Source organism: Agrobacterium sp. LAD9 (assembly GCF_003031125.1).
GTDB lineage: Bacteria > Pseudomonadota > Alphaproteobacteria > Rhizobiales > Rhizobiaceae > Agrobacterium > Agrobacterium radiobacter.
Genome location: NZ_PHGS01000025.1, coordinates 32,085 through 55,635 on the forward strand (window position 1 = coordinate 32,085; position 23,551 = coordinate 55,635).

The window sequence follows — 23,551 nt, forward strand, 5'->3', positions numbered from 1 at the left end:
GCCTGGACCTCCGGCATGGTCAGAATACCCGGCCTTCCTTAAGGTGCGTCGTGGTGCCGTTGAGGTAATAATCACCGATGACACGCGCCTTGTGGGCAAGCGGGTTGTGGTTGTAGACGGTGCGGATGTTGCGCCAGTGGCGATCGAAATTCCGATCGCTTGACGTCGCCGAGCCGCCGCCGAGTTCGTAGAGATTGGTGGCGACCGTCAGCGAAAGCTGCGAGGCGATGATCTGGGTGCGGGCGGTGGCGAGCGAGCCTTCCAGCAGGGCTGCCTCTATGGCCTCTTCGTCGCCGGTGGCAAACGCGATGGCGCTGCGGTCGAGCGTTCTGGCCGCTTCACGTATCAGGGTCTTGACGGCGAAAGCGCCGGCGCTGATTTCCCCGAGCATCTTCTGCACGAAGGGATCCTGATTGGCTGTTTCCGCGCTGCTGTGGAGCGTGGTGCGCGCCTGCCGCAAGACATAATCGACGCCGTCCTTGAGCGCGCCCTGAACGGCGCCGGCGGCGGAGGCGGCAAGGTGCAGCTGCCGCATGGCCGAGCTGTGGCGGCCGATCTGGCTGCCGAGCTTGCGGGTCGTCAGCTCATGCGGCAGCACTTCGACATTTTCCAGCAGGACGCCGCCGCTTGCCGTCATGCGCTGGCCCATGCTGTCCCAGTCGTCGAGAATGGTGATGCCGGCGCGATCGAGCGGAATGAGCACGCCGATCGGCTGGCCGTCGTCACCGATGGCGCTGAAGGTGCCGAAATCGGCAAAGGCCGTGCCGGTCGCATACCATTTGCGGCCGTTAAGGCGATAACGCTCACCATCGGCGCTGAGACGCGTGGTGATTTCGCCGGGGCGCTTGGTGCCCTGTTCGGTGCTGGCGCCCGCGAAGAGCTTGCCGGCGAGAACATGTTCGAGATGCCGCCGGTCCTCCAGTTCGATGGGGGAGAGAGCGAGGTTCTCGGTGAAATTGAAATGGCTGCGAAGTGCGTGCGGAATATTGCTGTCGGCTTCGCCAAGGATCATCAGCACCTCGATGTAATCCGCAATCGAGCCGCCCGGTCCGCCCTTGGCTTCGGGAACGCGCAGCGTGCCGATCTTCGCCTCCTTGATAAGGGCGAAGATGTCGAAGGGAAGTTCCCGCTGGCGTTCGCGACGGGCGGCATCCTTTGCCGCAATAGCCGCAATGTCCTTTGCCCGGGCCAGAATCTCGTCCCGGCTCGGCACGCCGGCATTGTCGGTGGTGGTTGTCTGCAGTTTCGGATTGGACATTGCGGTTTTCCCTGAGCGGATGTGAGAGCCTGCGGCACGGTCGCGCCGCAGGCATGTTCGTCTGTGGACGATCAAGCGACCGCGCGGGGCTTCAGCGCCGGACGGTGTGCCGGTTCGAGATTGCGCGGCACGCGGCCTTCGACGGGATGGCTCGGATCGTTGAAACCGGGCGTCGAGGGATGGCCTGTCGTGACGAGGCTATCGACCAGCGCCTCATCTTCCGCATCGATCTTCACATCGAGCGCACGGACGTAACCGTCCCAATGCTCCTCGGTGCGCGGGCCGGTGATCGCGGCGGTGACGAACTTGTTGTTCAGCACCCAGGCGAGCGCAAAATCCGCCGCCGAAACGCCCTTCGATGCAGCATGGGCCGCGACCTTCTGGGCGATTTCGACCGATTCCGGACGCCATTCCGTTTCCAGAACACGCTTGTCGCCACGGCCGACGCGGGTATCGGCGCCCGGCTGTTCGCCCGGCTGATATTTGCCTGTCAGCACGCCGCGTGCGAGCGGTGAATAGGACACCACGCCAAGGCCATAATGGTTGGCGGCCGGCAGCTGTTCGGCTTCCGCCGTGCGGTTGACGATATTGTAGAGCGGCTGGCTGGCAACGGGCCGGTCGATGCCGAGCTGGTCGGCCAGATGCGAAATTTCAGCGATGCGCCAGCCGCGGAAATTCGACACGCCGAAGTAACGCAGCTTGCCTGCATGGATGAGATCGGCGATGGCGCGCACCGGCTCTTCCAGCGGCGCATCGAAGACGGCGCGGTGGAAATAGAGGATATCGATATAGTCGGTGTTGAGACGGCGCAGCGAATTCTCGACGGTCTCGATCACCCACTTCCGAGAATGCCCACCGAGGTTGGGGCCCTTGGTGTGGGAGTTGACGAATTTCGTTGCCAGAACCCAGTGATCGCGATTGGCCTTGATGCCGCGGCCGACGACTTCTTCCGACTTGCCGTCGTGATAGACATCAGCTGTGTCGATGAAGTTGATGCCCTGCTCGCGTGCCTTGTCGATGATGCGGAAGGCCACGTCATCCGGCGTGGGGCCTCCGAACATCATCGTGCCGAGGCTCAGCGGTGAAACTTTCAGCGCGCTGCGTCCGAGATAGCGATAGTCGACCATTATGGTTGCTCCTTCAGTTTATTGGGTATGGTGGCAGGCCACGGCGTGGTTCTTGCCGAAAAGGGTGTAATCCGGCGCTTTTTCGCGACAGAGATCGGTGGCGAGCGGGCAGCGGGTGTGAAACCGGCAGCCGGATGGCGGATCGTGCGGGCTCGGCAGATCACCCGAGATGGGGGCGGCCTGCTTGCGGCGGGCGGGATCGGGAACGGCGGCGAGAAGCGCACGGGTATAGGGGTGTTTGGGCGAGGCCCAGAGTTCCGATGTCGGTGCGCTTTCCACGATCTTGCCAAGATACATGACGAGCACGCGGTCGGAGAAATAACGCACCACGGACAGATCGTGGGAAACGAAGAGATAGGAGAGCGAAAGCCGCTTCTTCATCTCCACCAGAAGGTTGAGAATCTGCGCCTGTATCGACAGATCGAGCGCTGAAACCGGCTCGTCGCAGACCACCAGTTCTGGTTCCAGAACCAGCGCGCGGGCAATGCCGATGCGCTGGCGCTGGCCGCCGGAAAATTCATGCGGATACCGGTCGAGCGAATCCGCCGGCAGACCGACCTGCGTGACGATGGCTTCGACGATTTCCCGCTGGCGCGCCCGGTCTCCGATACCGTGCACCTTCAGCGGCCCGGTCAGAATGGTGCGCACGGTCTGGCGCGGGTTGAGCGAGGCAAAGGGGTCCTGAAAGATCATCTGGATGCGGCGGCGGATACCGCGCAGTTCGGACGATGTCATTGCCGTGACGTCGGCGCCCTTGAAGGTGATCCGGCCGGAAGATGGCTCGACCAGACGCATCAGCGACTTGCCGAGCGAGGATTTGCCACAGCCGGATTCGCCGACCAGCGCGACGGTTTCGCCAGCCTCGATATCGAGCGAGACGTCATCGACGGCGCGCACGGTGCCGCGCCCTCCCGAATAGTGGGTGGACAGGCTATGCACTGACAAGAGCGCCATCGGGTACCTCCTGGGATGTGGGCGCAACGAAGGGGCAGGCGGCGTAACGGCCTTCCGAAACCTGCCTCAGCGGCGGTACGAATTGCCCGCAAAAGCCGCGGGCGCTCGGACAGCGCGGTCGGAAGGCGCAGCCGCGTTCCCCCGTGGCGGAAACGATGGAGCCTGGAATTTCAATGAGCGGCCCATCGCGATAATGCTGGCCGTCTTCCGCGCGCGGCGAGGCGGCAAGCAGGCCGCGCGTATAGGGATGGTAGGGATTGGAGAAAACCGGTTCCGGCAATCCCTCTTCCACCTTGCGGCCGGCATACATGACCATCACCCGGTCCGCCCATTGCGCCACGATGCCGAGATCATGGGTAATGAGGATGACGGCCATGTTGAGATCGCGGCGGAGATTATCGAGCAGTTGCAGGATTTGCGCCTGTATCGTCACGTCGAGCGCCGTCGTTGCCTCGTCGGCGATCAGCAGTTTCGGATTGCAGGCGACGCCGATGGCGATCATGACACGCTGGCGCATGCCGCCGGAAAGCTGGTGCGGATAATCATCCACGCGGCGGCGGGCGTCGGGAATATTGACCAGTTCCAGAAGCTCGATTGCGCGTTTGCGCGCTTGGTGCCGGTCGATCTTTTCGTGGATGCGCAGTACCTCGATGATCTGCTCGCCGACCGTCAAAACCGGGTTCAGTGAGGTCATCGGCTCCTGAAAGATCATGCCGATATCGCGGCCGCGAATGCCGCGCCATTGCCGCTCGGAAAGCGGTAGCAGCTCGCGGCCTTCGAGCAGAACCCGCCCGCCGGTCTTGGCGTGTGATGGCAGGAGGCCGATCAGGCCGAGCGCTGTCAGGGATTTACCGGAGCCGCTTTCGCCGACGATTGCCAGCATCTCGCCCGGGCTGACATCGAAACTGACGCCTTTGACAGGCTGGGCCGAGCCGAAGCTGACGGACAGATCATGGACTTCAATCAGTTTGCTCATCGGCGTTCCTCCGAAAAGCGGGGGTTGAGCGCATCGTTGAGACCGTCGCTGATGAGGTTCAGCGAAATGACGGTGAAAACGATGGCAAGGCCGGGAAGGGCGGTCAGGTACCAGGCGGTGCGGATGACATCGCGGCCGGAACCGATCATCGATCCCCAGGAGACGCGGTTGGGGTCGCCAAGCCCCATGAAGGAAAGGGCTGCTTCCATGAGGATTGCACCCGCCACCATGACGGAGGAAGTGACGATAATAGGCGGCAGCGCGTTGGGCAGGATTTCCTGAAAGACGATCCGCGCATGGCCGTAACCGAGGCTGCGGGCGGCGAGCACATAGTCCTTTTCGCGGATGGCGCGGAATTCCGCGCGAGTAAGGCGTGCCACCAGCGGCCATGTGATGATGCCGATAGCCGAGGTGACCGTGGTGACGGAGGGCTGGGCGATGGCGACGAGCACGACGAGCAGCACGAAGTTGGGCAAGGTCTGGAAGATTTCGATCAGCTTCACGAGAATATCGTCGATGACGCCACCGAAATAACCGGCGAAGGCGCCGACGGCGATGCCGATGGTGAGCCCGATCAGCGTCGCCACGACGCCGACGGTGAGCGAGATGCGCGCGCCATGCACGATGCCGGCCAGAACATCCCGGCCCATGGAATCGGTGCCGAGCGGATAGGCGGCATTCTGGCCGGGCCAGAGGAACGGGCGGGCCACCATTTCCAAGGGATCACCGGGATAGATCAAAGGGGCGATCAGTGCGGTGATGATGACGGTGGCGAGAAACAGCAGGCCGACGATAGCGTTGGGATTGGTCAGGAAAATCTTCAGTTCCCGCCGCAGGCCGCGCCGAGGCACGGAGACGGAGCGGGCCGAAAGCGCATCCGGTGCGTGGATATAGGGCCAGACCTTTTCTTCCGGCTTTTTCGGTTTGGGATTGGTCTCTTCAGTGCCGAGTTCGGCCGTGTCGAGAACCGCTGACGTACGGGAGGAATTCATCGGCTTTCTCCGATGCGGGGGTCAAGCCATGCCTGCAACAGGTCCACGGCCGCATTGACGATGATGACGACGAGGGAAGAGAGGAGCAGAATGCCGAGCAGCACGCTGAAATCGCGCGCCATGACGGCTTCAAAAGCAAGACGGCCAAGGCCGGGCCAGCTGAAGACGGTTTCAACCACGACAGCGCCGCCGAGCAGGCCGCCAATGTGCATGCCGGCCATGGTGGTGATGGGGATGAGCGCGTTGCGCAGGATATGGCGTGTGGTGAGCCTGATCGGCGAAACGCCCTTGGCGCGGGCTGTGCGCACATAATCCTGCGACTTCACTTCCAGCATCGCCGCGCGGGTGAGGCGGGCATAGATCGCCAGAAAATAAAGCGCCAGCGAAAGGGCGGGAAGAACGATGTAACGTAACCGGTCCAGCAGGGCGGAAAAGCCGGTGAGGCTGCTGCCGATGGTGCTGTCGCCGCCCGAGGGAAGCCAGCCGAGCTTCACCGAAAAGGTCAGGATCAGCATCAGGCCGATCCAGAAGCCCGGCACGGAATAAAAGATCAGCGAGCCGATGGAAATGATCCGGTCCGGCAGCTTGCCGGAAAACAGCGCCATGATGGAGCCGAGGAACACGCCAACGAAAATTGCGATGCCAAGCGCTGCTCCCATCAACGCAAGCGTGCCGGGCAGTCGCTGGCCGATGAGATCAGCAACCGGCATACCGTAACGGGGCGAAAAGCCGAGGCTGAACTGCGCGAGATTGCCGAGATAATTCATCAGCTGGTGCAGAACCGGCAGGTCCAGTCCGAAACGATTGCGGATTTCCGCCATGGTCTCGACCGTCGCCGAACCCGCTTCCGCGGCCAGCACATCGGCGGCATCGCCCGGCGCCAGCTGCAGCAGGAAAAAGTTCAGGATGACGATACCGAGAACCGTCGGAATGGCCTGAATGGCCACCCGCCTCGCCTGCGATAAAATCCTTTTCGAATTCGACATCGGCTCCAGTCCGTAAGCGTGAAATCAGGAAATCGGCCCCGCTGGGGTGTTGGTATTAGTTGACTAATTTTATGGAATTTGTCAAAGAGTAATAGAATTATTTTCTGAAATTTACGAAAATAAGCGCCATAAAGAAAAGATAATTCCTATTTATGAGAATGACTGGTTCTTCATGCCAAGCACGCTCTCGTCTGCGGAACAAACTTCTTCCTAAGCGCAACTGTTGAGTTTTGTCGGTTTTTCGCCGGTTCAATCAAGGAGAGGGTATCGCATGACTGTTTTCAACCAGACGACGCGGCGTGGATTTCTGCTGGCGTCGGTGGCGCTTGGCGTGGTGTCATTGCCGGGGCTGAAGCTAGAGGCTGCAGAGCCGGCCCGTGGCGGCACGGCCACGCTGCTGATCTCGTCAGAGCCGCCGGTGCTGACGACGATCGCGCACACGGCCTATAATTCCGTCTATATATCGCCCAAGGTCACCGAAGGGCTGCTGACCTATGGTTTCGATCTCAATCCCAAACCGCTGCTGGCCAAATCATGGGACGTGAGCGCAGATGGCCTTCGTTATACCTTCAAGCTGAGGCCCGGCGTGAAATGGCATGACGGCAAGCCCTTCACTTCCGCCGATGTGGCATTCTCCATAAACACCATCAAGGAAGTGCATCCGCGCGGCCGCAATACATTCCTGAACCTCACTGCTGTCGAGACGCCGGACGAGCTGACGGCGGTTCTGGTTCTTTCCAAACCCGCGCCGTACCTCATAACGGCGCTCGCGGCGGCCGAAACGCCAATCGTGCCGAAACATCTTTATGAGGGTACGAAGGTTACCGAAAACCCGGTCAATCTCGCGCCTGTGGGCACCGGCCCGTTCAAGTTCAAGGAGTGGGTGCGCGGCAGCCATATCGTTTTCGAGCGCAATGCCGATTATTGGGATGCGCCGCGTCCCTATCTCGACAAGCTCATCGTCCGCTTCATTCCTGACGCTTCTGCCCGCGCGATTGCCATAGAAACCGGCGAGATCGATCTCGCCCCCAGCACGCCGGTCGCCTATAGCGATCTCGACCGTCTCAAAGAACTGCCGAGCCTCGGCTTTGAGACCAATGGCTATCAATATACCAACTCGATCAGCCGCGTGGAATTCAACCTCGAAAAGGACGTATTCAAGGACGTGCGCGTTCGCCGCGCCTTCGCGCATGTGATTGACCGCAACGTCATCTTCAACACGGTCAATTACGGTTATGGCGCGACGATCACCGGCCCGATCAATCCGAAGCTGACGAAATGGTTCGTGGATGATCTGAAGACCTATCCGATCGATCTTAAGGCGGCGGAAGCGCTGCTGGATGAGGCCGGATACAAGCGCGGCGCGGATGGCATCCGTTTCAAGCTCAATCTGGACTACGTGCCGAGCACCGAAGCCTATCCGCGTGGTGCGGACTATATTCGCCAGGCGCTGGCGAAGGTCGGCGTGGATGTGACGGTGCGGACGCAGGATTTCGCCACCTACACCAAGCGCATCTACACAGATCGCGATTTCGATTTTGCCTATGAGGGCATGAGCAATCTCTTCGATCCGACCGTCGGCGTGCAGCGGCTTTACTGGTCCAAGAACTTCAAGAAGGGCGTGCCCTTCTCCAATGGCGCGGCTTACAGCAATCCCAAGGTGGATGCGCTTCTCGAAGCCGCCGCCATCGAGATTGATCCGGACAAGCGCGTCGCGCAATGGAAGGAAATCCAGCAGATCCTGGTTGAAGACGTGCCGGCCATCGACATCGTCGCAGCACCTGAGATTACCATCTTCAACAAGCGCATTTCCGATCACACCATCGGCGCAGAAGGCGTGGCGGGAAGCCTCGCTTTCGCGCATATCGCCGCATCCTGATCGTCTCGCCAAACCCGGCTCGCCCTTTGGTGCGGGCCGGGATGTCCCTTCAGTCGACAGGCGCCGCAGCATCGCTTTCCGGTGCCATCGTTTTCATCGAGGCCAAAGCCATGAGCACGACACTTTCTGAAATCTGGTACACACGCTGCCCGGTGCCCACCCCAGTAGGGCTGGCGGCACAGCTCGGTTATCTTTCGCAGACCTTCGAGGAGGTCGGCATAGCGCTGAAATCCATCATCGATTCGCCTGACCGTTCCGTTCGCCAGAGCCATTTCAACCACACGCTGGAATGGTCGTTCCGCCACGGCGGCAATGTACCTCCCATCCGCGCCCGCTCGGAAGGGCGCAATACGCGTCTCATCGGGGTTACCTGGACGGACGAGTTTCAGGCAATCATCACCCTGCCGGAAACCGGTATCCGTTCGCTTGCCGATCTCGTCGGCCGTCGTTTCGGTGTGCCGCGCCGGCCGGAGGGCATCGTTGATTTCATGCGCGCGACGGCGCTGAAGGGCATCGTCTCGGCACTTTCGCTGGAAGGGCTGAAGGTTGAGGATGTCGAGCTCAAGGACATCGTCATCAAGGATTCGGTGCTCGCCTCGCAGGAAGGGCCGTCGCTGTTCGGCCTGAAGCGCCGTCAATCCTTCGGCGAGGAAATCATCGCGCTGCTGCGTGGCGAGGTCGATGCGATTTTCGTCAAGGGAACGGCCGGCATTGCCGCCGCCAACTTGATCGGTGCCGTGCAGGTGGCGGAGTTCGGTTTTCATGCCGATCCGAAGATACGCATCAATTCCGGTTCGCCCCGGGTTCTGACGGTCGACGGACGGCTTGCCGATGAGCGCCCCGATCTGGTGGAGCGGCTGGTTGACGCCATCGCCAGGGCCTCTCTCTGGGCGGAGCAACATCCGGAAGAAACGCGCCGTTTCATCGCGCGCGAGGCCGGCGCGACGGAGGAACAGGTTCTGGCTGCCAACGGAGCTGAGGTTCACCGTCATCTTGGTCTCGGCCTCGATGCCGATCTTGTTGGCGCCGTCGGCCATTACAAGGACTTCCTGCACCAATGGGGCTTCCTTGAAAACGACTTCGATCTCGGCGACTGGATTGACGATCGTTTCGTCACGGCAAATGAAAGGGCGGTGGCATGAGCGTTGCACTTTCCGCCGTCCCAAACGCGCCGGCGCAGCGGCCCGATCCCGTCGCCATCGCAACCGCGCTGGCCGGGAATTTCAGCCTGACTGCTGCGGACCACGACAAGAGCGGCGAATTCGCCGCCGGTAATTTCGAGGCGCTTTTCAAATCAGGCCTGCTTGGTCTCGTCACGGCTGAAAAGGATGGCGGCTGGGGCGAGGGTATGGAAACGGCCCATGCCGTCATTACGGCCATCGCCAAGGGCGATCCGTCGACCGCTCTCATTCTCGCCATGCACTACAGCGTTCATGCCGCGATCCGGCGTGGCAAGTGGCCGGCAGCACTTGCTGCAAAGGTACTGGCCGCCAATAGCACGGAGCCGGTGCTTTTGAACAATGCGCAGGCGGAGCCGGGTGTCGGTTCGCCGGCCCATGGCGGCCTGCCGGAAACGACGGCGCGGATCGAGGGCGATGTCTGGGTGGTCAATGGCCGCAAGAGCTTCGTCACCGGCCTGCCGGGTCTGAAATGGGCGATCGTGCTTGCCGTGACGACGGAAGAGATGCCGCGCCTCGTCCAGCTTCTGGTTCCTCTCGATGCGCCGGGCATCGCCCAGGAAAAAGCATGGGAAGCGACCGGCATGTACGCCACCGCCAGCCATGATCTTGTGCTGGAAGAGGTGAAGGTGCCGCTTGCCGACGTCGTTGCCGAACAGCCGGCGGATGAGCCGCTGCGGCGCGATGAGGCAGATGGTTATAATTTCTTCGTGCTGCTGGCTTCCGTCTACCACGGTGTCGCGCTTTCGGCGCGGGACGATCTGTTGAGCCATCTGAACGGCCATGTTCCGGCAAGCCTTGGCGCACCCCTGTCCTCCATTCCTCGGATTCAGGAAGGTCTTGGCCAGATCGAGGTGCTGCTGGCGGCGAACCGGCGCCTCCTTCTCTCCGTCGCCCGCGACGTCGATGCGGGGGAGAGGGTGGGAACCGATGCGCTCGCCGTTCGCCATGTGGTGATCGACAATGCGGTGGCGGTGACGGATATGGCGCTGGAGCTTGGCGGCAATCGCGGCCTGCGCCGGGACTACAACCTTGAACGCCATCACCGCGATGCCATCACGGCAAGGGCACATGCGCCGCAGAGCCATATGATCCGTACGATTCTTGGCCGTCAGAGCATCAAGGCGGCGGGTGGCTGATCAATGAAGCAACGGGGCGGCCTTGTCTGGGGCGGGCCGCCCATGTTCAAGCCACGCCAATCAATCCCGCAACAGCGGCAGCAAGCTGTCGCCCTGCCTTTCGATTTCCTTGAGATAGGGCGTGTCGGAAAGCACGAAATGGGTGATGCCCAGCGCGCGGTATTTACGCAGTGACGCGGCGACATCCTCCGCCGAACCGACAAGCCAGGTGGTTCCCGCCCCGCCGCCGCCGAATTTGCCCGGCGCGGTATAAAGATTGTCGTCCAGCACGTCGCTTCGACGGTGCAAATCCAGCAGGCGGCGCTGGCCGACAGCTACGGCCTGAAGGTGGTCGTTCCAGCGTACGCCACTGTTTGCGGCCATCTCGGCAACTTTCGCTTCCGCATCGCGCCAAGCCTCGGCCGTGGTTTCGCGTACCAGCGTGGTGATCCGCAGGCCGAATTGCAGCGGCGGCAGATCGCGGCCGAGCTTTTCACTGAAGTGCCTGAGCCGCTCGATCCGTTCGCGCACGCCGGCGAGCGGTTCTCCCCAGAAAAGCTGCACATCGGCCTCGGTTGCGGCAACCTGCTCGGCTGCTTCGGAAGCGCCGCCGAAATAGAGTTTGGGATGCGGTCGGCCTTCGCGTGCGGCGATACTTGGCGAGACGGTGGAGTTCGTCACCCGGAAATGATCGCCATTAAACGTGACGTTTTCCTCGGTCCAGAGCCGCCGTACCAGCCGCATGAATTCTTTCGTGCGCGCATAACGCTGCGCCTGATCACCTTCTTCGTCGCCATAGGCGGCAAGCTCATCCCTGCCGGAGACGATGTTGATCCGCACCCGGCCGGCGGAAAGCTGATCGAGGGTGGCAGCGGCCGATGCGAGGTTGGCCGGCTTCCAGTAGCCGGGACGGATAGCGATCAGCGGCTCGAATGTGGTGGTGCGCGCCGCAAGCGCCGCCGCCACCGTAAATGTATCCGGACGTCCCCAGCCGGTGCCGATCAGCGCGCCTTTCCAGCCATGGGTTTCAAGCGCCCTGGCATGGCTCGTCAATGTATCGAGACTGTTGTGGTTTTCGCTGACGGCGTCGCCCCGGTGGCCGGGTTTGACGTCATTGGGGATGTACCAGAGAAATTCGCTCGTGCTGCTCACATTATCCGCCTGAATTTTCGTTTTATGTTGCGGTGGAATGGCCCTGCCGACGCTTTGCCTTCACCACTTGGGGCTCGCGGAGGCGCAAGCCTCCGCTGGTGCGAGAATGGCAAAGCGGCGGCGGCCCGGCGAAGCAGCGACGTTTCTTTTGTCATCCGGCAGAGGAAAAGCTTTCCGTCTGGAAAGACTATATTGCACATATTTTCTATATAAAAAATTTGAGGAAATGATTCCCTGTGATCGACATTATTTCCATCGGGGAGAAAGCATTTTCTGCACTATCGAAATTGTCTGGATTGATTTTTCTCGTGCGTCCGAAAGGTGAGCAAGGCAATAGTCGACTGGAATCGCGAAATTCACCATGCTTGCCACACACCGCCCACAACTCACGGAGCAGGCATGTGTACCACCTTGATTGTCCCTGGCCTGAATGGTTCGGATGAAGGACATTGGCAACGGCACTGGTTGCTGGATGATCCCGAAGCGCAACTGGTCGATCAGGACAATTGGCAATGCCCGGTTCTCGAGGACTGGCTTGACCGTCTCGAGGCAGCGCTGGCGACAGTCGACAGCGCTTATATCGTCGCCCACAGCCTCGGTTGCCTGCTGGTGGCGAATATGGGGCCTCGACCCTCTGCCGCCAAAATCAAGGGCGCGCTTCTTGTCGCACCCGCCCATCTCGACCGCGTGGAGGCGATGCATCCCTGTATCGTCCGGTTCGGTGCCTTTCCGCAGCAGCCGCTTGCTTTCCCCAGCCTCGTCGTGGGCAGCATGAACGATCCCTATATGGATTCCGAAGAGCTCTCGCACAGTGCGAGCCTGTGGGGCAGTGGCCTCATCAATCTCGGTCCCGTCGGACATATCAATATTGCCAGCGGTTACGGACGATGGCCTGAGGGTTATGCTCTTCTCGAGCGGTTGAAGGCAGATGGTGCACCCGCAAAGGCGGTGGCGGGATCGAGACTGCGCAGACTGACTGCCTTGGGCGATGCGCATTTTTAGAGAATGACCGCGGCTTTCCAGCCTTCCTTGCTAAACCGGATGGATGGCGGTCGGTTTATCGCTCTTTTCGATTTTTGGCATCATTTACAACCTTTGGAAGTTTTATTGGCAATTTTTACGGACGGAATTTTGAATTTCTCCTGAAGATTGTTTTTGAGTGGTCGCATTTATTTTCTACAGAAAATATAGAAAAGCGTTTCTTCGCTCCGGACGGTTTTGTCGTCACCTTTCATTGGTCATCAAATCAGGGAAAGGGGTAAGGAAATGTCCAGAATCAAGCTTGTAACGTCGGCTCTCGGCGGATTGTTTTTGTCGGCGATATCGTTGGCCACGGCTGGAGCATCGGAAGCGCTGGTCACGGCCGACTGGCTGAAGGAGAATCTCGACAATCCGAAAGTGCGGGTCTTTGAAGTCAGCGTCGATACGGGCGTCTATGAGCGCGGGCATATTCCGGGCGCAGTGAACCTCAACTGGCATACGGATCTCGTTGACAAGGAAAAACGCGACATTGCCGCACGCGAGAATTTCCAGTCCCTGCTGCAGAAAGCCGGCGTGGGTGACGATACGACGATCGTTTTATATGGCGACAACAACAACTGGTTTGCCGCCTGGGGTGCGTGGATTTTCGAAACCTACGGTCTTGGCGACCGCGTAAAGCTGCTGGATGGTGGCCGCAAGCTTTGGGAGGCGCAGGGCCTGCCTTTCGACACATCCGCGCCGGCAACGGCCGAAACGAAACTGAAACTCGCCGAGCCCGACACCTCGGTCCGGGCGCGCTTTGTCGACGTCGTTGCGGTGGCCGAGGGCAAGCACAACATCAAGCTGGTGGATATCCGTTCGGCGGATGAATATTCCGGCAAGATTTTCGCGCCGGATGGCGTCAAGGAGCTGTCCGTCCGTGCCGGTCACATCCCCGGCGCCGTCAATGTTCCGTGGGGCACAATCGTCAACAAGGATGGAACCTTCAAATCGGCAGAAGAGATCAAGGCGATCTATGCCGAGAAGGGCATCGACGGCTCGGCGCCCATCATCACCTATTGCCGCATCGGCGAGCGCTCCAGCCACACCTGGTTCGCGCTGAAGAAGATACTCGGTTACGACGTCCGCAATTATGACGGTTCCTGGACCGAGTACGGAAATGCGGTCGGTGTTCCCATCAGCAATCCGACGGGAACGGTCTGGACGGGCAAATAAGCCTCCGCTGCCTTCATCATGGGGCCGGTGCGTCGGATGGCGCACCGGCATTTATTCTTCCGACATCGCCGGTATTCCATGCATTCGACCCTTTCCCGCCTCGCGGCGCTTGCCATTTTATGCGCCCTGACGGTCGCTGCTTATCAATTGGGGCTGCTTGAGAATGGCAGGCCGCTTGCCTTTTCCCTTCTGGCCGGCGCCGCTTTCGGCATCGTGATGCAGCGTGGGCGGTTCTGCTTTCTCTGCAATTTCCGCGATTTCATCGACGGCAGGCGTTCGGACGGTGTTGTGGCCATTCTTGTGGCATTGCTGGCGGGCGTGGTGTTTTACCAGGTCGTCACCGCGGCGTGGATGCCGGTGCCGCAACCCGGCCGCCTGCCGCCCAATGCACATATCGGCCCCGTCGGCTGGATTCTGGCGTTGGCTGCGAGCGTCTTCGGTTTGGGCGCAGCACTTTCCGGCTCCTGCCTGTCCGGGCATTTTTACCGGCTGGGCGAGGGGGCTTTCGGTTCCGTGCTTGCCATAGCCGGAGCGGGGCTTGGTTTCCTGCTGGCATTTCTCAGCTGGAATTTTCTCTATACGGTCAGCATTTTTGACGATCTGCCCATCTGGTTGCCGCATCATCTTGGATACGGCCCGGCGCTGCTGATTGCCTGCATTGTGTTGGCCATCCTGATCCTCCTCGTTCTGTTTTTCGATAAAACCGAGCCCACTTCATCGACTGCCGCCACGGGAAGCCGGCTGCAGCAGGCGCTCCGAAGCGTTTTCGTCGAACGCTGGCCGCCCGTCATAACCGGCGTTCTTGTCGCGGCCATCAGCGCCTTTTCCTATTTCCGTGTCGCACCGCTCGGGGTGACGGCCGAACTCGGCAGCATCGTCAGAACGACGGGGGCTGCGGCGGGCTGGGTGCCGGAAACGCTTGCGGGATTAGACACGGTGCGGGGATGCATCAGCGCCGTTAAAACAACGATCCTGTCGCCGAACGGTGTTTTCGTCCTGGGACTGATGTTTGCGAGTCTGGCGTCCGCGCTTTCAGCGGGGAAATTTCAGCCCGCATGGCCTTCCGCCGGTGGGTTGGCGACACGGTTTGCCGGTGGCGTGCTGATGGGCTGGGGTGGCATGACCGCGCTTGGCTGCACCATTGGCGTGCTTTTGTCAGGCATCCATGCGGGCGCCCTTTCCGGCTGGGTATTTCTCGTTTTTTGCGGTTTGGGTGCATTTTCCGGCCTTTTTCTCAAGCGCCGGTTTGCCTTGCCATGAGACCGGATGCTTGAAATTTACCACCATCGTTAGATGAGGCGGCGATGGCCCATTCTCGGCGGCCGGAAACGGATTTTTTCCCGTCGCCGCAACCTTAGTCCACATTTGCCGGTGATCCTCCAATTATAGAATAGTAATTTTATGGAAAATATTGACGATTTCGGGCCGTCGCCCGAGGATAAGGGAATTGAGTAAAGGAGGCGCACATGCCGCAGGGACTTCATGCGTTTACTTTCGATCTGTTCGGTTTGACCCGGCGCCAGCCGCGTAGCGAGGAACAGGTTAGTCTTCATCCTCTGGATCATTCCGGACGCATCAGGCAGGAGAAAAGCGATCTCGAACTCGAAAGGGAAGAGATCTGCGAAATGAACTTTGCGATGCTCGGCCTCTATCCGGTCTTCTGACGACCATTAACGAAGGCTCCTTTTCCTTTCGGAGCGCGGTTTATCGGGGAGAGAAACTCTCTTCGCCGGGTGGAAATTGGAACAAAATTTCTTAAACGCGCCGGGGAATTGGCTACCCTTTTATCATCAAGCCGCATTGCCCGAGGGCAGATTGCAAAGGACCTGCCGATGAGCACACCCGATAAGCCACTCGATTTTCTGTGGTTCATACCCACCTCAGGCGATGGCAGCTATCTCGGCTCGGACGATCTTTCGCGTCCTGCCGATCCCGGCTATTTCCGGGAAATAGCCCAGGCCGCTGATCGGCTGGGTTATTCAGGCGTGCTCATTCCCACCGGCGTTGCCTGTGAGGAATCCTTCATCCTTGCGGCCAATCTTGCCGCCTATACCGAAAAGTTGAAATTCCTGGTCGCCATCCGTCCGGGCGTCGCTTCGCCCGCTTATTATGCGCGGCTTGCTTCCACGCTCGATCGCGTTTCCCATGGTCGGCTGCTGCTCAATATCGTGGTCGGCGGCAGCGCCCAGGAACTTGCCGGCGATGGCATTTTTCTGCCCCATGACGAGCGTTACGATCACGCCGGCGAGTTTTTCCAGGTGTTCAATTCGCTGATTGAAACCGGCAAGGGAAACCTCGACGGCAAATATATCAAGGCGGTGGACGCAAAACTCGGCCTGCCGCCGGTGCAGGAACCGCGACCGCCTATTTATTTCGGCGGCTCCTCCGATGCCGGCATCGAGTTTTCGGCCGGTATCACCGACAAATACCTGACCTGGGGTGAACCGCCGGCGCAGGTGGCTGAAAAAATCGCCAAGGTGCGCGCCGCCGCCGCCAAAAAAGGGCGGGAGGTTACCTTCGGTATCCGGCTGCATTTCATCGTTCGCGAAACAGACGAGGAAGCGTGGGTCGATGCCGACCGGCTGATCTCGAAGCTTTCCGACGAAACCATCGCATCCGCTCAGGAGGTCTTCTCCAAGGCTTCGGATTCCGTTGGGCAGGCGAGAATGCAGGCGCTGCACAATGGCCGGCGAGACCGGCTGGAAGTCTCCCCGAATTTGTGGGCGGGCATCGGTCTTGTCCGTTCGGGTGCAGGCACGGCGCTGGTCGGTTCGCCGAAGACGGTGGCGGCGCGGCTCAGGGAATATCAGGCGCTGGGCATCGATACCGTCATCGCCTCGGGTTATCCGCATCTGGAAGAAGCCTATCGGCTATCCGAACTGCTGTTTCCGGAAATCGGGCTCGGTGGGGCCCGTAACCAGATACGGTCCTCTTTCGGCGCGAAACAGGTTTTCGGCGGTGGCGGTCATGGCGGTAACGTCAAGCTGGTGTCCGGATCCTGATTCATCGGCGGGAGGCGGCTTATGCCTTCTTCCGTTTCGGCAGACATCCTTGCGGCGCAATGAAATCAGGCAACGGCATATAAGACATTATTTCTATAGAATATTATCAATATGGAAAACGATGTCTATTTCACCCCCCACCACCGCTGCTAGCTATTGAACAATTCAGCTGTTTTCAGGAGCAACCCGATGACATTGCAATATGCGGCTAAGGATCAACACTTCATCAACCTCCGCGAGCCGGTTGCCGGTAAGTCGGCGGATGCCGACAGCCTCAAGGCGGCGCTGAGAACGCTGGGCGGCGGTGTCAGCGTGATTACGGCGGGTGAGGGTGACGAGCGAACGGGAGCGACCGTGACTTCGGCCACCGCTCTGTCGGTCGATCCGCCGCGCATTCTGGTAGCGCTCAACCGTTCCTCGTCAACGTGGCCGGTGGTGCAGCGTTTCGGTCATCTTGCCGTCAACATCATCGGAGCGAACCATCAGTTCATTGCCAATCAGTTTGCCGGCATCGGTGGCCTGAAGGGCCCGGATCGGTATCGCGGCGCTGAATGGACACGGCTGTCGAGCGGCGCGCCCATCCTCGAAGACGCGGTTGCCGCGATCGATTGCACCATCGAAGAAACGATCGAACGGCACAGCCATGTCATCGTCATCGGCAAGGTGGAGGCGATCCGCATCGGCTCCGGTCATTCGCTGCTCTATCAAAACGGGCGTTATCATTCTCTGGACTGAGCGCCGGCCATTCGGCGCTTTCACTTTGTCATTCTTTGAGGGAGTTGAGCATGGGATCCGTCACGCCTCTCGGCGAAAGACTTCGTTTCGTTCCTCCACGCCTCGGCGCGGATATCGATGTGCTGACCGTTGCCCGGACGATCGCCGAAAACTGCGCCGTTGAAAGTCCCGGGCAAATCCATGCGCGGATCGCCCGTTCCGGTCTTCTTGCTCTTTCCGTTCCAACGGAACTCGGCGGAGCGGATATCACCAATGATGTTCTTTCACAGGCGCTTGCCATCATTTCCGCAGCCGATGCGGGGGCGGCGCATGATCTCGTTGAACATTTCACCGCCCTTGAATTCATCAGGAACGCGGGTAGCGAAGACCAGCGCAAGGCGCTCTTCGCCCGTCTTGATCTTGGCGAGACCTTCGCGCTGGCAATATCTGCCGCTGATCTGGATCAGGCGGTTGTGGTGACGGAAGACGACTACGCCCTGCGGCTGCCCGATGAAGTCGCGGGGTCGGTCAAGGTCGATGCGGACTGGATCGTCGTGCCGGCTGTCAACACGGCCGGACAGCCCCTGCTTGTCGTCCTGCGCAATCGCCCCAATACGTCATGGGAGGGTCTCTTGCGCGCCGATCAGGTGGTGTTCCTTGCCCAGGGCGCCGGGAACCTGGCCGCTTCCGTTTCCGCCCTTTTGAAAGCCGCGGTGGCTCTGGGGCAGAAGCAGCGTGAGCTTTCCGTTCTGCTGATCGACAGGCTGGCGGACGAGGGCGCAGCGCGGCCCATGATAGGTGAAATATTTCTCGCCATCGAACTCCTGAAGGCGCAGATAACAAGCCTTGCGGCCAATATCGATGCGGCGCAGGTGGGGGCGGAGAATGTCACCTTTCGTTCGGTCCGCAACAATGCCATCACGCTTGAAATCCTGATGGCGCGCCTCGGTCTTGTCGAAGGCGTCAGCGAAGCCGGGCTGATCGCGTCGCTGGACAGTGATCTGCGCAGGCAATAAGCGACGCTCTGTCGTGGAACCCGAACGAAGGGCCGTGCGAAATTCTATTCGCCGGCCGGAATAGAGCGGGCATCCTGCCCGTCCTTTGCCACGAATTGCGCAAGCGTCATATTGTCCAGAATGGTTGCGATGGCGTCACGCACGTCCGTCATCGAAACCCTGACCTGACAGGTCTCGGGATCATCACAGTCGTCACAGGCTTCAAAGGCCGTGCGGCTTGCGCAGCGGATGGGAGCCAAGGGTCCATCCAGCGTACGGATAACCTGCCCGATCATGATTTCGGATGGCATTTTCGACAGTGAATAACCGCCATTCGGGCCCTTCTTGGAGCGCAGAATGCCGCTATTGCGCAGTTCCAGAAGAATAGTGTCCAGGAATTTTTTCGGGATGTTGTTGCGGGTCGCAATCTCCGTCACGAAGGCGGTCTCGCCCTGAGGCAACCGCGCCAGATCGACAAGAGCCTTTAATCCGTATTTGCCTTTTTTGGTCAACATCGCACGATCCGAAAAGAGAGTCGGCACAGTTTACAGTGCCGGGCCGTATTATTCCTTACTTACTAAGTAGTTTTTAGCGAATTCCGGCGCAAGCCCGTTTCGTCCGGGTTTGGTGCTGAAAGCGGCCTGTTGCAGCCTTTTTGAGACCAGGTCCCCCGTTTTGCCGGCACGGGCTTTCGAAAACATCACTGAAAACAATATTTTCTCTGATCGCGCCGCAACGTGGAACGATCATCCTTTATTAGAATATAAAATCGGTAGACAAAGTATGCATCAAAGACGCGAGGTGATGATGTATACGCTCAGTTTGCTGGACAAGAGCCCGGTTTCAACGGGGGAGGACGCCGCGAGCGCGTTCCGCGACACGATCAATCTTGCCAAACGCGCTGAAGAGCTGGGTTACCGCCGTTTCTGGGTGGCTGAACATCACAATTCGCCGGAGCTTGCCGGTTCCGCACCGGAGGCGCTGGTTGCATGGATACTGGCGAAGACCTCCCGCATCCGGGTTGGCTCGGGCGGCGTCATGCTGCAGCACTATAGCCCTTACAAGGTTGCCGAGGTTTTCAACGTCCTGTCGTCGCTTGCGCCCGGCCGGGTCGATCTCGGCATCGGCAAGACACCGGGTGGGTTGCCGCTTGCGACGTCGGCCTTGCAGCAGGCCTATGATCCCGCCCGCAAGCCGGATTTCGAAGCGGCCTTCGGTGAACTCACCACATTTTTATCGGGCGCTGCGCCGCAGGATCATGCACAGGCAGGGCTACAGGCAACACCTGCGCCGCCGGTCGCGACAGAGAGATTTCTGCTCGGCGCCAGCCCCGAAAGCGCAAGGCTTGCGGCTTCAAGGGGATGGAATTTCGTCTTTGCCGGCCACCTCAATGGTGATGCGGAGGTTCTTCGCCGCAGCCTCTCGGCTTTCCGGGAGGAAAGCGGTGGAGTTGCCCCGATCCTTGCCCTGTCGGCTTTTGCAGCCAGCGATCCCGCCCATGCCGCGAAACAGGTCGAAGGTCAACGCATCTACCGGGTATTCCTCAGCGACGGCAGGGCGTTCAACCTCGGCCGCCGCGAACAGGCGGAGGAATTCGCCCGCCAGTCCGGCGATACCGATTATCGCATCGAAGAGCGCAAGCCCAACGTCCTGCATGGCGGGCCGGAGGATATTCACAAGGCGCTTCGTGCGCTTTCCGAAGAGCACGGCATCGAGGAATTCATCATCGAACCGCCCCATGTCGGGGCCGATCAGCGGCTTGCCTCGGTCGAACTCTTGGCCCCACATCGCCTTTCCCGGGCGGCATAATTTTCTCTCAGGAGGAATGACATGACGAGAAAGAAAATCCGTTTCGGCATCATGCTTCAAGGTCCCGGCGGGCACATGAATGCCTGGCGACACCCCAAAAGCCCTGTCGATGCCAGCGTCAATTTCGACTTTTTCAGAAAGAACGCGCTGAAGGCGGAAGCAGCCGGCATCGCCTTCGCCTTCGTGGCGGATGGGCTCTACATCAACGATAAGTCCATTCCGCATTTCCTCAACCGGTTCGAGCCGCTGACGATCCTTTCGGCGCTCGCCGCCGTCACCTCGAAGATCGGCTTGGCGGGAACCGTTTCGACCTCCTATAGCGACCCCTTCACCATTGCCCGCCAGTTTGCCTCGCTCGATCTTTTGAGCGGCGGCCGTGCCGGGTGGAATGCCGTGACGACACCGCTCGAAGGCACGGCGAAAAATTACAGCCGCAATCACCCCGAACATGCGCTGCGTTACGAGATCGCCGATGAATACCTCGAGGTTATCAAGGGCTTGTGGGACAGCTGGGACGATGACGCTTTCCTGCGCAACCGCGAGACGGGACAGTTTTTCGACCGCGCCAAGCTCCACACGCTCGGCCACAAGGGCCGCTTCTTCCAGGTGGAAGGTCCGCTCAATATCCAGCGTTCTCCGCAGGGGCAACCGGTGGTGTTCCAGGCAGGCTCGTCCGATGCCGGCATCGGTCTTGCGGGCAAACACGCGGATGCGGTCTTCACCAATTCCGCTTCGCTTGAGGAAAACCAGACCTTCCTCAAGCGTGTGAAACAGAGCGCCGTCGCGCAGGGCCGGTCCGCCGCCGATGTGAAGATTTTCCCCGGCATCGGCCCGATTGTCGGCGAGACGCAGGAGGAAGCGGAGGCGAAATACGACGTCATCCGCAACCTCATCACTATCGAGGATGCGCTCGCCTATCTCGGTCGCTTCTTCGATCATCATGATTTCAGCGCCTATCCGCTGGATGAGCCTTTCCCCGAACTCGGCGAGATCGGCAAGAACAGTTTCCGCTCGACGACCGACCGCATCAAGCGGCGGGCCAAGGAAAAGAACCAGACGCTGCGCGAGGCGGCGCTGGAGGCTGCGACCCCGCGTGAAGGCTTCATCGGCACACCGGACAAGGTGGCCGACGAGATCATACGCTGGGTGGAACACGATGCGGCCGATGGCTTCATTCTGGGCTTTCCGGTGATTGCCGAGGGACTGGATGATTTCATCCGCCTCGTCATTCCGGTGCTGCAGCGGCGCGGTTATTTCGATCCGCATCTGGAAGGCGCGACATTGCGTGATCATCTCGGTCTGCCTTTCCGGGAAAGCGTCTATGCCGGCGGCGAAAACGCGTCTGACAAGGCCATCGCCTGAGCTTGCAGCCGGGCGGCGTTAATCGCTGCCCGGCGCATATTTCAAGACGCGGCGCGCAAAGGCCCCGCGCAGGAGACAGAACCATGAATATCCGCATTGACGGCGCGCGTCCGCAGGACGACGCCGAACGGGGAATCCTTGCCTTCATCGAAGAGAGCATCGCCATCCGGCATGATCTCCACCGGCATCCAGAGCTTTCGCTCAAGGAGACGCGTACGGCGGCGCTCATTGCCCGTTATCTCCTGTCTTTCGGATACGAGGTGACGGAGGGTGTCGGTGGTCACGGTGTCGTCGCCACGTTGAAGCGCGGTCATGGTGAAAAACGTCTCGGAATCCGCGCCGATATCGACGCCCTGCCCATTATCGAGGAAACCGGCCTTGCCTATGCCAGCCAGACGCCAGGCGTCATGCATGCCTGCGGTCATGATGGCCATACCACCATCCTGCTTTCAGCCGCCCGTTATCTTGCCGAAACATCGAATTTTTCCGGCACGCTGACACTGATCTTCCAACCGGCCGAGGAGATCGGTGCGGGTGCAAGGGCGATGATAAAGGACGGGCTGTTCGAGCGGTTTCCGGTCGATGCGGTCTTCGGCCTGCACAATTGGCCGGGTGTCGAAACCGGGCAGTTCGGCTTCGTCGAAGGTCCTGCCATGGCCTCCGTCGACAAGGCGAAGGTGCAGATCATCGGCAGGGGCGGGCATGGGGCGGCGCCGCATGAGACGGTCGATCCGGTTCTCGCCTCGGCAAGCTTCATCACCGCCCTGCAAAGCATCGTTTCGCGCAATGTCGATCCGCGCGAGATGGCGGTGCTGACGGTCGGCTCCATCCATGGCGGAACCGCCTCCAACGTCATTCCCGAGAGCGTCGAGCTGCAGATCACCGCCCGGGCCTTTTCGCCCGTCGTGCGTGACAGGCTGGAGGAGCGGCTTCCGGCGCTGGCCAGAGCGCAGGCGGAGAGTTTTGGCGCAAGGGCCGATGTCTCCTATTCCCGTGGTTTCCCTCCGGTCATCAATTACGCCCCGCAGACGGTCTTCGCCCGTGAGGTTGCCAAAAGGCATTTCCCGTCCGCGCAGATTGCCGAAGCGTTCCAGCCGCGCACTGCGAGCGAGGATTTTGCCTTCATGCTGCAGGAGCGGCCCGGCTCCTATCTCTTCGTCGGCAATGGCGACAGCGCGCCGCTGCACAGCCCTCACTATGATTTCAACGACGCGATCATCGCACCGGCAGCGCGCTTCTGGGTGCGTCTGGCGGAAGCATACCTCTCCTGACGCGAAATTTAGGACAAGGACATGAGCGACAGTTTTCTCTACACATCGGTCAAGGATCCGCTCGCAACGCCGCTTCTGGAGGAGTTGCTGTTTGAATATGACAGCCGTTACGGCACATTTTTCAACGCGGAAGGGGCGAAGGCCGAGCTGAACAAATATCCGCCGGAAGCCTTCAGCCCGCCATCGGGCAATTTCCTGCTGCTTTTGCGTGACGGTAAGGCGATCGCCGGCGGCGCCTTCATGCGCTACGACCACGAGACGGCCGAATTCAAGCGCGTCTGGACCCACTCGGCCCAACGCCGGCAGGGGCTTGCGAAAATCGTGCTTCAGGAACTGGAGCAGCAGGCGATCCGGCAGGGTTACGCCCGCGTTTATCTGACCACGGGTTTCCGCCAGCCGGAAGCGGTCGGCCTTTATCTCACCAATGGCTATCGCGCCCTGTTCGACACGACGGCCGATCCCGAGACGATCCGGTCGCTGCCCTTCGAAAAATGGCTTTCCGACACTGCCGCCTCCATCCCGGATGGCGCGCCAGTACAGGCCGCCCGGCCGCAACTCTCTCCGGTTCATCCGTGAAAGGCT

22 protein-coding genes are annotated in these 23,551 nt (G+C 60.2%); 14 read left to right on the forward strand and 8 right to left on the reverse strand.

The features are described from left to right. Positions 1–19 precede the first annotated feature (19 nt). From DA915_RS21710 to DA915_RS21735, 6 genes are all read right to left on the reverse strand, one after another. On the reverse strand, positions 20–1,258 hold the full coding sequence (locus DA915_RS21710) for an acyl-CoA dehydrogenase family protein (protein WP_107677285.1): 1,239 nt from the start codon (positions 1,256–1,258) through the stop codon (positions 20–22). A 71-nt stretch (positions 1,259–1,329) separates the two neighbouring features. Then, positions 1,330–2,385: an aldo/keto reductase gene (locus tag DA915_RS21715; RefSeq protein WP_087745737.1), complete on the reverse strand. Its 1,056-nt coding sequence runs from the start codon at positions 2,383–2,385 to the stop codon at positions 1,330–1,332. A gap of 18 nt (positions 2,386–2,403) precedes the next feature. Next, complete coding sequence (locus DA915_RS21720; RefSeq protein ID WP_080864821.1) at positions 2,404–3,339, reverse strand: ABC transporter ATP-binding protein; 936 nt, start codon at positions 3,337–3,339, stop codon at positions 2,404–2,406. Further along, positions 3,317–4,315 carry an ABC transporter ATP-binding protein gene (locus tag DA915_RS21725; protein ID WP_003506916.1) on the reverse strand — a complete coding sequence of 333 codons (999 nt, stop codon included), beginning with the start codon at positions 4,313–4,315 and terminating at the stop codon, positions 3,317–3,319. The genes DA915_RS21720 and DA915_RS21725 overlap by 23 nt, the downstream gene beginning before the upstream one ends. After that, complete coding sequence (locus tag DA915_RS21730; RefSeq protein WP_107677286.1) at positions 4,312–5,307, reverse strand: ABC transporter permease; 996 nt, start codon at positions 5,305–5,307, stop codon at positions 4,312–4,314. The genes DA915_RS21725 and DA915_RS21730 overlap by 4 nt, the downstream gene beginning before the upstream one ends. Beyond that, the gene (locus DA915_RS21735) at positions 5,304–6,293 is read right to left on the reverse strand and encodes an ABC transporter permease (RefSeq protein WP_020808993.1); all 990 of its coding nucleotides are present in this window, start codon (positions 6,291–6,293) and stop codon (positions 5,304–5,306) included. Before DA915_RS21735 ends, DA915_RS21730 begins: the two co-directional genes overlap by 4 nt. A gap of 271 nt (positions 6,294–6,564) precedes the next feature. Here DA915_RS21735 and DA915_RS21740 point away from each other — a divergent pair, with 271 nt between their 5' ends. From DA915_RS21740 to DA915_RS21750, 3 genes are all read left to right on the forward strand, one after another. Next, the gene (locus tag DA915_RS21740; protein ID WP_020808992.1) at positions 6,565–8,172 is read left to right on the forward strand and encodes an ABC transporter substrate-binding protein; all 1,608 of its coding nucleotides are present in this window, start codon (positions 6,565–6,567) and stop codon (positions 8,170–8,172) included. A 110-nt stretch (positions 8,173–8,282) separates the two neighbouring features. Next, entirely contained in the window at positions 8,283–9,314 is a 1,032-nt protein-coding gene (locus DA915_RS21745; RefSeq protein ID WP_080867440.1) for an ABC transporter substrate-binding protein, read from the forward strand. Continuing rightward, entirely contained in the window at positions 9,311–10,489 is a 1,179-nt protein-coding gene (locus tag DA915_RS21750) for an acyl-CoA dehydrogenase family protein (RefSeq protein ID WP_107677287.1), read from the forward strand. Before DA915_RS21745 ends, DA915_RS21750 begins: the two co-directional genes overlap by 4 nt. A 60-nt stretch (positions 10,490–10,549) precedes the next feature. Here DA915_RS21750 and DA915_RS21755 read toward each other — a convergent pair whose 3' ends face one another. Beyond that, positions 10,550–11,620 (reverse strand): LLM class flavin-dependent oxidoreductase, encoded by a 1,071-nt coding sequence (locus DA915_RS21755; protein ID WP_107677288.1) that lies wholly within the window; start codon positions 11,618–11,620, stop codon positions 10,550–10,552. Positions 11,621–12,019: 399 nt separating this feature from the next. Between DA915_RS21755 and DA915_RS21760 the strand changes: the two genes are divergently transcribed. The 7 genes from DA915_RS21760 to DA915_RS21790 all read left to right on the forward strand — a co-directional run bounded on the left by DA915_RS21760 (position 12,020) and on the right by DA915_RS21790 (position 18,548). After that, positions 12,020–12,622 (forward strand): alpha/beta hydrolase, encoded by a 603-nt coding sequence (locus DA915_RS21760; RefSeq protein ID WP_107677289.1) that lies wholly within the window; start codon positions 12,020–12,022, stop codon positions 12,620–12,622. 264 nt (positions 12,623–12,886) lie between these two features. After that, positions 12,887–13,816, forward strand: a complete 930-nt coding sequence (locus tag DA915_RS21765; RefSeq protein WP_107677290.1) for a sulfurtransferase — start codon at positions 12,887–12,889, stop codon at positions 13,814–13,816. 78 nt (positions 13,817–13,894) lie between these two features. Continuing rightward, positions 13,895–15,076: a YeeE/YedE family protein gene (locus DA915_RS21770; RefSeq protein WP_107677291.1), complete on the forward strand. Its 1,182-nt coding sequence runs from the start codon at positions 13,895–13,897 to the stop codon at positions 15,074–15,076. Between the two features lie 206 nt (positions 15,077–15,282). Continuing rightward, the gene (locus tag DA915_RS29010) at positions 15,283–15,480 is read left to right on the forward strand and encodes a hypothetical protein (RefSeq protein ID WP_003506893.1); all 198 of its coding nucleotides are present in this window, start codon (positions 15,283–15,285) and stop codon (positions 15,478–15,480) included. Positions 15,481–15,648: 168 nt separating this feature from the next. Then, positions 15,649–16,818, forward strand: a complete 1,170-nt coding sequence (gene ssuD, locus DA915_RS21780; protein WP_107677292.1) for an FMNH2-dependent alkanesulfonate monooxygenase — start codon at positions 15,649–15,651, stop codon at positions 16,816–16,818. Between the two features lie 189 nt (positions 16,819–17,007). Continuing rightward, positions 17,008–17,553, forward strand: a complete 546-nt coding sequence (locus tag DA915_RS21785) for a flavin reductase family protein (RefSeq protein WP_107677293.1) — start codon at positions 17,008–17,010, stop codon at positions 17,551–17,553. Positions 17,554–17,603: 50 nt separating this feature from the next. Next, a complete protein-coding gene (locus DA915_RS21790; protein WP_020808984.1) occupies positions 17,604–18,548 on the forward strand; it encodes an acyl-CoA dehydrogenase family protein in 945 nt (314 codons plus the stop codon). 44 nt (positions 18,549–18,592) lie between these two features. Here the strand turns inward: DA915_RS21790 and DA915_RS21795 are convergent, their stop codons facing one another. Then, positions 18,593–19,042 (reverse strand): Rrf2 family transcriptional regulator, encoded by a 450-nt coding sequence (locus DA915_RS21795; protein ID WP_003506886.1) that lies wholly within the window; start codon positions 19,040–19,042, stop codon positions 18,593–18,595. 289 nt (positions 19,043–19,331) lie between these two features. On the opposite strand from DA915_RS21795, the gene DA915_RS21800 reads away from it, so the two are divergent. The 4 genes from DA915_RS21800 (at position 19,332) to DA915_RS21815 (ending at position 23,545) form a co-directional block, all read left to right on the forward strand. Beyond that, positions 19,332–20,336, forward strand: a complete 1,005-nt coding sequence (locus DA915_RS21800) for an LLM class flavin-dependent oxidoreductase (RefSeq protein ID WP_192886631.1) — start codon at positions 19,332–19,334, stop codon at positions 20,334–20,336. Positions 20,337–20,357: 21 nt separating this feature from the next. Next, a complete protein-coding gene (locus DA915_RS21805) occupies positions 20,358–21,698 on the forward strand; it encodes an LLM class flavin-dependent oxidoreductase (protein ID WP_107677294.1) in 1,341 nt (446 codons plus the stop codon). Between the two features lie 83 nt (positions 21,699–21,781). Further along, complete coding sequence (locus tag DA915_RS21810; RefSeq protein WP_107677295.1) at positions 21,782–22,969, forward strand: M20 aminoacylase family protein; 1,188 nt, start codon at positions 21,782–21,784, stop codon at positions 22,967–22,969. 21 nt (positions 22,970–22,990) lie between these two features. Next, complete coding sequence (locus DA915_RS21815; protein ID WP_107677296.1) at positions 22,991–23,545, forward strand: GNAT family N-acetyltransferase; 555 nt, start codon at positions 22,991–22,993, stop codon at positions 23,543–23,545. Positions 23,546–23,551 lie beyond the last annotated feature (6 nt).

Bases quoted from the DNA above. Each gene is read 5' to 3' on its own strand.
- DA915_RS21710 (WP_107677285.1), bottom strand. From the start codon at position 1,258: ATGTCCAATCCGAAACTGCAGACAACCACCACCGACAATGCCGGCGTG.
- DA915_RS21715 (WP_087745737.1), bottom strand. From the start codon at position 2,385: ATGGTCGACTATCGCTATCTCGGACGCAGCGCGCTGAAAGTTTCACCG.
- DA915_RS21720 (WP_080864821.1), bottom strand. From the start codon at position 3,339: ATGGCGCTCTTGTCAGTGCATAGCCTGTCCACCCACTATTCGGGAGGG.
- DA915_RS21725 (WP_003506916.1), bottom strand. From the start codon at position 4,315: ATGAGCAAACTGATTGAAGTCCATGATCTGTCCGTCAGCTTCGGCTCG.
- DA915_RS21730 (WP_107677286.1), bottom strand. From the start codon at position 5,307: ATGAATTCCTCCCGTACGTCAGCGGTTCTCGACACGGCCGAACTCGGC.
- DA915_RS21735 (WP_020808993.1), bottom strand. From the start codon at position 6,293: ATGTCGAATTCGAAAAGGATTTTATCGCAGGCGAGGCGGGTGGCCATT.
- DA915_RS21740 (WP_020808992.1), top strand. From the start codon at position 6,565: ATGACTGTTTTCAACCAGACGACGCGGCGTGGATTTCTGCTGGCGTCG.
- DA915_RS21745 (WP_080867440.1), top strand. From the start codon at position 8,283: ATGAGCACGACACTTTCTGAAATCTGGTACACACGCTGCCCGGTGCCC.
- DA915_RS21750 (WP_107677287.1), top strand. From the start codon at position 9,311: ATGAGCGTTGCACTTTCCGCCGTCCCAAACGCGCCGGCGCAGCGGCCC.
- DA915_RS21760 (WP_107677289.1), top strand. From the start codon at position 12,020: ATGTGTACCACCTTGATTGTCCCTGGCCTGAATGGTTCGGATGAAGGA.
- DA915_RS21765 (WP_107677290.1), top strand. From the start codon at position 12,887: ATGTCCAGAATCAAGCTTGTAACGTCGGCTCTCGGCGGATTGTTTTTG.
- DA915_RS21770 (WP_107677291.1), top strand. From the start codon at position 13,895: ATGCATTCGACCCTTTCCCGCCTCGCGGCGCTTGCCATTTTATGCGCC.
- DA915_RS29010 (WP_003506893.1), top strand. From the start codon at position 15,283: ATGCCGCAGGGACTTCATGCGTTTACTTTCGATCTGTTCGGTTTGACC.
- ssuD (WP_107677292.1), top strand. From the start codon at position 15,649: ATGAGCACACCCGATAAGCCACTCGATTTTCTGTGGTTCATACCCACC.
- DA915_RS21785 (WP_107677293.1), top strand. From the start codon at position 17,008: ATGACATTGCAATATGCGGCTAAGGATCAACACTTCATCAACCTCCGC.
- DA915_RS21790 (WP_020808984.1), top strand. From the start codon at position 17,604: ATGGGATCCGTCACGCCTCTCGGCGAAAGACTTCGTTTCGTTCCTCCA.
- DA915_RS21795 (WP_003506886.1), bottom strand. From the start codon at position 19,042: ATGTTGACCAAAAAAGGCAAATACGGATTAAAGGCTCTTGTCGATCTG.
- DA915_RS21800 (WP_192886631.1), top strand. From the start codon at position 19,332: ATGATGTATACGCTCAGTTTGCTGGACAAGAGCCCGGTTTCAACGGGG.
- DA915_RS21805 (WP_107677294.1), top strand. From the start codon at position 20,358: ATGACGAGAAAGAAAATCCGTTTCGGCATCATGCTTCAAGGTCCCGGC.
- DA915_RS21810 (WP_107677295.1), top strand. From the start codon at position 21,782: ATGAATATCCGCATTGACGGCGCGCGTCCGCAGGACGACGCCGAACGG.
- DA915_RS21815 (WP_107677296.1), top strand. From the start codon at position 22,991: ATGAGCGACAGTTTTCTCTACACATCGGTCAAGGATCCGCTCGCAACG.